This window comes from Roseibium sp. RKSG952, from assembly GCF_009711355.1.
Window position 1 is genome coordinate 32904 of record NZ_SMMF01000900.1, and the last position, 8840, is coordinate 41743.

8 protein-coding genes are annotated in these 8840 nt (G+C 53.9%); 3 read left to right on the forward strand and 5 right to left on the reverse strand.

Annotation, left to right across the window (positions count from 1 at the left end):
* The first annotated feature begins 18 nt into the window (after window positions 1-18).
* Together E1297_RS16505 and E1297_RS16510 are read left to right on the forward strand one after the other, a co-directional pair.
* A complete protein-coding gene (locus E1297_RS16505) occupies window positions 19-474 on the forward strand; it encodes a hypothetical protein (RefSeq protein WP_155140143.1) in 456 nt (151 codons plus the stop codon).
* Between the two features lie 240 nt (window positions 475-714).
* On the forward strand, window positions 715-1128 hold the full coding sequence (locus E1297_RS16510) for a hypothetical protein (protein WP_155140146.1): 414 nt from the start codon (window positions 715-717) through the stop codon (window positions 1126-1128).
* A gap of 291 nt (window positions 1129-1419) precedes the next feature.
* On the opposite strand, the gene E1297_RS16515 is transcribed toward E1297_RS16510, so the two are convergent.
* Window positions 1420-2868 carry a hypothetical protein gene (locus E1297_RS16515; RefSeq protein WP_155140148.1) on the reverse strand — a complete coding sequence of 483 codons (1449 nt, stop codon included), beginning with the start codon at window positions 2866-2868 and terminating at the stop codon, window positions 1420-1422.
* Window positions 2869-2929: 61 nt separating this feature from the next.
* Here E1297_RS16515 and E1297_RS16520 point away from each other — a divergent pair, with 61 nt between their 5' ends.
* Entirely contained in the window at window positions 2930-4105 is a 1176-nt protein-coding gene (locus tag E1297_RS16520; RefSeq protein WP_155140150.1) for a hypothetical protein, read from the forward strand.
* A gap of 378 nt (window positions 4106-4483) precedes the next feature.
* Here E1297_RS16520 and E1297_RS16525 read toward each other — a convergent pair whose 3' ends face one another.
* From E1297_RS16525 to E1297_RS16540, 4 genes are all read right to left on the reverse strand, one after another.
* On the reverse strand, window positions 4484-5578 hold the full coding sequence (locus E1297_RS16525) for a hypothetical protein (protein ID WP_155140152.1): 1095 nt from the start codon (window positions 5576-5578) through the stop codon (window positions 4484-4486).
* A gap of 7 nt (window positions 5579-5585) precedes the next feature.
* Window positions 5586-5738 (reverse strand): hypothetical protein, encoded by a 153-nt coding sequence (locus tag E1297_RS16530; protein WP_155140154.1) that lies wholly within the window; start codon window positions 5736-5738, stop codon window positions 5586-5588.
* 49 nt (window positions 5739-5787) lie between these two features.
* Window positions 5788-6840: a hypothetical protein gene (locus E1297_RS16535; RefSeq protein WP_155140156.1), complete on the reverse strand. Its 1053-nt coding sequence runs from the start codon at window positions 6838-6840 to the stop codon at window positions 5788-5790.
* 357 nt (window positions 6841-7197) lie between these two features.
* On the reverse strand, window positions 7198-8376 hold the full coding sequence (locus E1297_RS16540) for a hypothetical protein (RefSeq protein WP_155140158.1): 1179 nt from the start codon (window positions 8374-8376) through the stop codon (window positions 7198-7200).
* Window positions 8377-8840 lie beyond the last annotated feature (464 nt).

An 8840-nucleotide genomic window follows, 5' to 3' on the forward strand; every position in this document is an offset into this window, starting at 1 on the left:
TCAAGAGGATTCGCACCGATGGACAAACACGATTTCTTTGACGAGCACTCCTTTGAGGAAAAAGAGCCGGTCTCGCGAGACAACACACGGCAGGAGGGGGAGGAAAGCCATCGGGTTTCCCCGTGTCAGGAACTTTTTTTCGGTTTAGGTCTGGTTTTTCTCCTTGTCGCATGTGTCGCATGTGTCTCATTTGTCGCCTCGGACGCGGTTGATCCGGCATTCGTGGACTATCGTATGCAGGTCACATGCAAAAAGCTGGAAACATCTGAGAGCTGCGGTTCTCTCGTTAGGTCCGTCACCGCCTTTGCAGAGAACTCGGGGGTCGACATCGACCGAATTCGGGTCGATGAGATCAGCAACACGGGGGTAAGTGTTTACGTTCAGATGGAAGCTTCTGCGGCGAAGGCGAGTCTGACGAAGTTGGAAAGACATCTCGTCAAGTCGGGTTTCGAATTTAGAATCATATCGCGTTGAGGTCAGGATTACTTACGCTCGACGACTAATTGTTGACAATGTCGCTTCTCTTTCTATAACGACGCCACGAAAAAGAAAACCAGCGATATGAGACAGAAGCCAGAGGTCACCGTAGATGATCGAATGGGTGTCGATTACATCAGGCATCCATCTTTCGGTCAGATTTCCGCCCGCCGTATTCAGGGCATCGGAGGCATTTTTTTGGCTTTCCGGATTTCTCGGTTGAAATGAGGTGATGTTATGCGCGTGACACAAGGTATCGCGACCACATTGTGGAATTTAGAGACTGACGCGCTTGCCGCAGGGTTGTCTGACGTGCGCAGGTATTTTCGCGAACACCCGCCGACCTATTTCGATGACCAGGACAACCATCTCAAGGACTACAACGCAGAGAAGATACTGAAACCTGTTCAGCGCGCCTCTGCGGCATGCGCAGACGGTGCTCCCCTTGTCATTGTTTGCGACGACAAGTTTGAGTTGGAAAACCTCATCAGAGCGCTGGAGGCGTCCCTTAGTCATCTCGAGGTCACAGAGCGTATGAAATTCCGGGATCGACGCCCGACCGAAAAACAACGCATTCGGATGCAGAAACAGCAATCCGCCGTAAGCAGAACGGTGCGCGCACTCAGGGAAAACCGGAACCAAATGAGGTAGGTATTCCATGAGGGCTGCATGCTGGATAAACGACCGCCTTATGTACTGCGGCGACGATGGAAGATATTACTTCCGCCGCCGTTTACAGCCTCAACCCTGATACGGCTCATGGAAGAAGAGGCGGATCAGGATAGTTCAACCGGATATTCCGGATAGCCAATTATTTTAAAGGGGTTGGCGGCGATGATGCCATCTCCGCCCGGCTCGCTATATTTCAAAAGGACGTTTGGGAAGAGCCTGAAATTATTAATCTTTCAGTGCTCTTTCTCTTAGAGAGCTAGTAACGGCTGCTTACATTTTTGGAGATGTCTTCAGATCTTCTTCAAGGCAGCAGAGGATACTGTTCGATTTATCGACCAGTGATTGCCAGGCCATCATGTCTCCGGTCGTGAAGAAGCTTGCTTCCTTCGTTGCGAATCTGACGGCATCGGTGCCTGTGGGGTAGTATTGCTCCAGCCAAAGAAGCGGTTTCCAGAACGCTTTGTCTATGTCTTCGCGTTCACTAACGCCCTGATTGCTCTTTGATGACACGCCGATCTCGATCGGTTCCTTACCATCCATCGTGAACTGTACCTGGTATCTTCTGTTCTGGCCATCGATCCAAATTTCCCTGACCCCGTTTTCAAGTTCGATTGAAATCGCCTTGTCGTTGAGATCGTTGCAGTAGAAGGCCTTGTCTCGGTGGTCGTAGCCGCGCTCAATCAATGTGTTCGAAAGCGAGACAAGGTCCGGATACAGGTTGTCCGCCATCCATTCAAATGTGCGTTCGGTGAATTGCTGAATGGTCTGCTCGCATGTGTCGGAAACAAAGCCTCCATCCGTTCGCACGGCTGCAAGTCCAATCTCTGCCAGAAGTCGTTTCGGTTCGTGGTAGAAACTCTCGTAAATAGCGGAATTCAACTCCGTATTCTTGCGCGCAATTTCGGAGACATAGTTGGTCTGATAGAGATCATCGCTCTCCTCTAGTGCTTGGGTCATCCAGCAGAATGCTTTGAGAGTTTCAGTGATCCCATATTTGGCAGCGTCTCTCTTAATTTCCGGCAGGTCGTCTTCGTCGATGGGAAGTCTGAATTTGTACTTCATTAGGGGATTATAAGACTCGACCATATCCTTTGGTATGACATCGGGCAGTTCGCGTTCTCTGATGTTCTCATTGCTGACGAACCTTGATTTTTTGCTATTCGTTGTGAAGGCGTGGCAAGTGATCAGCTCCACTTCGGTGCAATCGAGCGGGTCTTTATGGATTTCTGGGTCCGGCTGTTCTGGTGTCGTTTTTTTTTCGTTGAGCACTTCAGAGATGATGCTGTCGGCCCACGCTTTTTTTCGTTCTTCCGGATCCTTGATCTTGGAAAACTTCTCGACCTTCTTCTTGTGCTCCTCACTGGCCTTGCGCTTACCGAGTTCGGATAAATCCTTCCGTGTCCGGAAAATAAACACGAATGCTCCGTCATCCTGCTTTTCGGAAAGTTTCAGCGCAGTGTCCCACGGGAATTGGGTTGGCACTGTCGAAATTTTAATGCCATCGATCTCCCATTCTCCGCGCTCTGCGGTTTTCCTAGCTAGGTCGAGCATTTGAGCAGCACCGGCATAAAGGCCGTGAATGACCATTCCGGACATGATTGACTGCGCATCGTCTGCAAGCCCCCAGGTAGTCTTCGTGTTTTTCGAGAAGTGGGTGTTCATTGCCAAGCTGAGGTCAATGTCACCAACTTTTCGGGTTTTGTATTCTTCGTTACTCATGTACTGCTTCCAGAATCAGGTGGTCAAGGCTGGTGCGGTTTGGTAGTTATCGTAGACAAATTTGAGTGTAGACAAGGGAAAGAAACAAGCGTCGGCGCATAGGCGTCAGCGTCTTTGTTCCCTGCATCCCGACTTGTTATCATCAGAAGAACAAGCGCGGGCAGGTTTTATGAAACTTTCTATTCCACTGGCATATACGGTTGTCGGCAAACGGGTCAGGCATCGCAACGAAAAAGAGATCCAGTACAGGGAGTGGGTCGATATCGATGTTTTGCAGATCGAGCCTTCAGAGGCTCCGGTCGCTGTCAGGGTGACGAATGCCCCCCGTCCGTTCAGGGAAGGCCATCAGGTCGAAGAGGTCCGTTTTTTCGAAGGCGATTTCTTGTATCCGGCGAACATGTCGTGTCCGGTGATGATTGATCACTTCAAAGACCCTCAAAATCTTCATTCGACATCGGTTCGCGATCTGTCTGGTGGCTCCGATCTTTACGAGTTTTTTGCGAGGGAATCTTGGCTGAAAATTAAGGACGCTGAAAACATGGGTCGCGGCGCGGTAAAGAGGTTCGATCCAACGGTCTATAAGTCGATCTCGAGGAACGAGCGTGAAAGTCGTGTCCGTGCTATCCATGAAAAAGCGCAGAACATCGTCATTATTGACGGACAGGTCTGGGTAAAGGACGCAGCGCCTGTTCTCGCCCTCGATAACTTCGCCGGACAGGACGCGGAAAACCACTTGGCAAGGGTTTATCTGGAGACAGAAAAGGTCTTGGACAAGTTGTCGGCCAAATACCACTTTTCTCCCACCATTTCTTTGAAGGAAATCGCGGCGTTTTGCGATGACGCAAGCCGGGCGTTTCGTGATGATGATAGGAGGGTTCGGATCAACACTGATGTTGAGGTTCTAATGCCCGAGGTTTTGGACCATGAGATTGAGGGGCCTGCGTTTTTGTCCTACCTCAGGAACGGGATTGTTTTCTCCTGGAGGCACGAGGGGTTCGAGCGATCATTCGACCAGATTCGCGATGATGTTTTGATTGCGCTTTTGCAGTTAAAGAAGGCTGTTTTCACGGACAATCCGGACATGGGTGAGATTGAAAGCTTGGTCACAGAGTTTGTCGATTTGGCATCGGATACGCAAAATAACGTAAACTACTTAGGAGTTCTGGATACCATCCAGGCCGGTCTCGAGAGATGGCAGGATCGACCGCTTGCTCTTCCGGGCGTAGGTATGCCTTGAGGAGCCACGTCTGGTGGGTTGTTGCCTTGACGTAAAGAAAAAATACAGCAATATTAATAACGATCAGAACCCCCACGCCTCTCCAAGGATGCGCACCAGGGGGTTTATTTTTGCGTGCGCCAGCAACATTCGGCCGGCGGCCCTCTAAGCATGGTCACATTCCCTAATTCAGCACGTGTTGGGCTGCGTACAATTGCACTTTGGAGAGTGTTGGTGGCTGGCAGGTTTAGTTCTCAGACACCGGTAGCGCGCTGCCGACCTAAACTCTCCGCCAAAGGAGAGTTTAGCGGCTCCTGTACAAATCCCAAACGTGCGGAGTTGAGCTGCGCAGACGATGGAGAAAAGCAGGGGTATTTTCACACTTGGGGGCTGCCTGGCTTAGTGTGGTTTGCCGGAAGCGACCTCGAAGGTGCGCCTCATCCCGGAAGGACACGTGTGTGTGCCGCGCGGATGCTTCCGAAGAGCCATTGTCCCTATCCGTTCGGCCCCTGATGAAATGCATGCCGTGTGAAATGGGCAACCGTGACATGCCGGGTTCTTCAGGAGGAAGATGACGCGCCTGAATGAGTTGGGGCTTTCTTCAGCGGCTAGCGGATCGAAGCGGATCGGATCCATTTCGGCGAGCACGGTGAAATAACCGTTATGCCAACTTCCATCTTGGTCGATGTAGACTACGGCGCGTTCCGATTCAGCCGCCCTTGCGAGGCTGTGGGTGAAGGGTTCCTCATCGATGGCAATGGCCATGTCGGTCCGGTTCACGAGACTTGAATCCAGGCCGCGCTCCGATGTCAGTCGATAGAATTCCGCGATCCAGTTCCCGAGTTCCTCGAGCCTGGCTTCATCCTCGATTCCGGCATCATAAAACGGCGCCCAGGTGAGATTGACGGCGAACTTGTATTCCGAAACCCGGTCGACGAGTTCGTGGACATCAGGAAGCGTTTCCGAGGCCAGGGCGAGTTGGAGGATATCTCCGTTACCGTCGATGTTGGACCCGCCTCTATGGGCTTCCATTGCCCTCAGGAAGGTATTCAGGTTTACCCAGTATTTTTCCGACGACAGCGCGGTGTTGGCGACAACGACAAAGCGAGCATCGAACGCTTCATTGTCTGCGGTGTCGAGCAGCTTCTTGGCCCTCTCGATCTGAGGGTCTATTTTCCCGATTAGTGATGTCGTGATTTCGGTGATGCCGTCCCTGAAATTGAACGCATTGCGCCCGGCAGCCATGATCGCCCTGATATCGCCGACGCTCTCCTTCGGAAGCATGAGAACGTTCGCCCTACCGATGCCGAGCGCTAGAGTTCCGATCTCTCCGTAATTATCTCCGGCCGCGTTCAGCCCCTTAATGATGTTCTCGGCGCGCGTGAAGGGGGTTTTTATCGCGCGCTCGTCCTTGGAGAGAACGCATGTCGGACATGTGCCGGCGCAGCTCGTGGCATAGTCGTTGGTCACGATGAGGTAATCGATGGGCTTCATCTCGGTGTCATTCCCTCGTCTTGCACGGCAGTGGTATCTTCTTGCCGCCGATCAGCTCCAGGGCGTGTTGATAGGACGATGCCCGGGCCTGATACCAAAGGGCTGCTTCCTTTTCATCCATGCCGAACGGCGTGTCTTCGTGTTTCGCCGTTAATTTCATCCTTCGTGCTCCTTCGTTTCATGCATTCGAGTCGGTGTGGTTCCGGCCCTCATGCGGCATTCCTCAGAGCAATCGGGCCGTGACAGGATCCCGTCCGGTTCTCGAAATCCTTGTAGTTCATGCGGACGGCTCCAATACCGTTGAATTCGCAGGCAGTTCTGTAGTCGCAGGTCTCGCAACCGAAATCGCTCGCGTTCATCCTGGCGGCGGCCATGATCGACAGGCGCCGCGCGGTCCGTCCTCTGGTAATGTTCTCGAGCGTTTCCTCCCGCAAATCCCCGAGTTTGGTTCCGCCGTTTCGGGCGTCGAGAATGACATCTCCGAAAATAGTGTATCCGGCGGCCCAGACGGAGAGGTCCGGTCCCAGGTGGAAGGTTTGCCTCATGAAGTCCATGAAGGTGCCTTGCCCCTGAAAGCGATTCAGCTCCGCTTCCAGAAGTCGGCGTCCCGACCCGGTCGCTTCGTAGAACTCACGCGCCCAGTCGGCGGCCGTTTTGACATCGTATCCGAAATTCGCGCCGTCCATCCTGGAGACGGCCGGAGTGAATCCGAGGGACACCGCCCTGCCCCGAAGCATGTCGTTCATCTCATTCGCCAGTTCGGCCGGGCCGTTGCGTGTGAGAATCGCTTCGGAGAGCAACATCTGGAGATGGAGTTCAGGGGCGAGTTCACACGCCAGAAGTATTCGTTTCACATACTCCTCGTCGCGCTTCATGCGGATGGGATCGATCGTGATGTCGAAGACGGCCTCGGGATCGTGCTCGAGACAGCTTTCGAGACCGCGCTTGTAGGTCCCTAGACGATCCTCCTCGACAAGGGTCATGGTTAATCCCATGGTGAGTCCCGCGTCCCTGACGGCGGCAAAATACCGCCCAAGAACCTGATGCGGAAGCCATGGAACGTCTCCGAAGACGATGACGGGTCGATAGTTCAGTCCGTTGGTCTGCCCGTGCTCTGCCAGTCGGTCACACGCCGTTCCGAAATCCGGCGGCATCATGACCGGGGATACGGACTTTCTTTCAATGACCGACAGCAGGCATCCCGTGCACGTTCCCGCGCAATGGTTGAACACCTCGATCGTGATGTCTGTTTTGTCGTTCATACTGGGATTAGACCACGTATTTCGCTTCGAGTTAAACCGAATTCCGCGGTTAGCCGGCCTAGTGCGCCCCGCATTCCATTTACTGGGAAAGGCGGCTCGCCTCCATTATTTGGGCGTACGTCCAGTGTTCCGAAATCGTCGTCGCGGCCATGTATATCGCGATGACCGAGACCATGATTGCGGTCGGCTAAACGGCGACCGCTCCCACAACAAGGCCAAGTGATCTCGAAGCCCTCGTCGTTTCCGTTAAGGCAACAGTGGTTGCCGTTGTTCTTGTGATTCTTGTGTTCGTCGTCTGAGAAGGTCATGTCCTTGGCCAGTTGCGCTTTCGTTTCGTGATCGCGGGGGTTGGGTTCGTCAAGAACGCGGCAGAGGCAGCTCCGGGTCCACGATGTGGTGTCGCCCGATTCTCGTATCCGTTTCGAGCCTTGCGCCTTTATTTTCCGCCACCCCGATCCGTTCGAGGATGTCCTGTCTGCGTCGATTGACCAGCGGTTCGTGGAACGCAAATTTTCTGGTCTGCCCTCCATAGAGTGTTTCCATTTCCCTTCTCGCCTTGATGCCGGCGGATTGGAGTGCTCCTTTGCGCGTGATCGCGCCGAGCGCCATCCATTCGGGTGTCGCTTTCAGTCGATCGAGTTCCTCCGTGACGCCCATCATGTCATAGGTGCAGTCGGCTGATACGCCGAACAAATCCTTTGCCATGCCGAATTTCGCGTGAATAAGCAGGTTGAGCATGGTTTCCCGGTGTTTGCCGATGAATTCAGCGATCTTGTCCCGAAGCTTCAATTGGTCATAGTTCATGTCGGCGATGCCGAGGTGGGTGTTGAAATATGCCTGTGATCTGTATCCGTTGCTCTTGGCTTCGGCCCGGAATCCTCTCCCGAGTTTCACCAGCTCTACGTGGCTGTATTTGTCCTCGCTGGAATCCTTGTTACGGATGTCGTATCCGATAAGTATTCCGCTGCCGCAGGGGACCGGAACGTTCTTCATGACATGGGAATAGTCGAACCTCATCAGGTTAGCCATGAGCACGGCATCCGGGATGGCTGCGCGGAGGACGGCGTCGTCGAAATCCTCGTAGCTTTCGTATTCCCGCTCGGCGAACCGCGCGATGGCATGCTTCCGGATGTAGACGTTCAGGTCTTCAGTGCTATAGGCGTAGAGGTTGTTGTTCGTTCTGAACCCGGTGACGGCCGCCGATATGACCTCCTCTTTGTGGCCGTCCTCGCCTCCGATGCCGACGGTGTCGGTGGAGATCGTGATCGCGACGGCAGCCTTGTCGAACGCACGGCGGCAGCCGAACTCCTCCCCCACCTCCCGGTTCCTCACGAGCAACGTGTTCGGATCCCGCTCGAATCCCTTGAGAAGGCGGGAATGCTGCTCGCGGCTCTTCCTTGTGCTGTTCTTCGTTCGTAGTGATCTTTCACCTTCGACGGTCAGCATCTGGCCGCGCGCGCTTTCGGATTCGGATTTTGAAGCCGCAATCTCCCTCAGGATTTTGCTCGCTGCGCCCCTCGCGATCTTGAAATACATGGCATTATTTGCCTTTCCTCTCCGCCCTGGGAAACTGGTTTCGGATTCATACGACGAATCCCTAACTGTTTCAAGTATTCAATTCCTTGTCCGTCCGGACGCGAAAGAACGCCCTTGGTGTCGCCTTGCCGGGAACTGGTTCCGTCCTCGTTACTCTTCCGGCATCCCGCGTTCCGCATTATCTGGTTGCAACCAAACGCACTGTCCACTGCCAACAGATGGCTAGGGGCCTAGTTGGTCGGCGTTTTCGTGACTGTGCCCCGTCGTTCAGGGGTGGGAGCAGTCATGAAAACGCCGCCAGGCCGGCTTGTAGGATTCCAGTCCGAGCCTGGACTGGAACTGGAGGGTGGAAATGCCGCTCGAGTGCGTCGCGACAAGAAACGCGGCGATGGACCACTCCCGGATCGGGATGCGGATGCCGTGCGTGACGGTGCCCGCGTTAACGTCTTCCCCGCCCTGAAGGA